The organism is Wenjunlia tyrosinilytica (assembly GCF_014646055.1).
Lineage (GTDB): Bacteria > Actinomycetota > Actinomycetes > Streptomycetales > Streptomycetaceae > Wenjunlia > Wenjunlia tyrosinilytica.
Window position 1 is genome coordinate 1 of record NZ_BMMS01000166.1, and the last position, 613, is coordinate 613.

1 protein-coding gene is annotated in these 613 nt (G+C 71.1%); it reads left to right on the forward strand.

Annotated features, from left to right (window positions below):
• Positions 1–34 precede the first annotated feature (34 nt).
• A partial coding sequence (locus IEY86_RS36070; protein ID WP_506016895.1) for a site-specific integrase occupies positions 35–613 on the forward strand: 579 nt, incomplete at its 3' end.

Genomic DNA, 613 nt, shown 5'->3' on the forward strand with positions numbered 1-613 from the left:
ATCTGCGGTCCGGGTGAAGGTGAGGGGGCTCGGGTTGGCGGCACTGGCGGTCGTGCGGGACCTCCGCGATGTGCGGGCTCCGGTCTCGGCGGAGGAGCTCGAGCAGTTCGAGACCGACGCGCTGGCCGGGTTCGTGCTCGCGCGGGCGTCGGCCGGGCTGACGGACGGCACCATCCGCGGGGACGTCGGCCACCTGGAACAGGTGCGGACCTGGTTCGGCCGACCGCTGTGGGACATGGACCCCACCGACGCGGACGCGTACTTCGGGAAGCTGCTGCGGAACTCGCCCAGCGGCACCCGGCTTGCCCGGTCGCAGGCGCTGACCACGTACTTCACGTTCCTGGAACTGCGGCACAAGGTCGAACTGCACCGGATGACCGGCCGCGTCGTCGAGTGCCCGATCGACGAGATGAACCGGCCGCGCGGGGCGAAGGACGCCCAGCTGCGGATCCCGCCGCAGGAGCCGGAGGTCGGGCAGCTGTTCACCGGCTGGGCCGGCGAGCTGGCCACCTGCCGCAAGTTCGCCCCGATGGCCAGGAACTACACCGCCTCGAAGCTGATGTCCGAGGTGGGACTCCGGGTGAACGAGGCCCGCAGACTGGACCTGGACGAC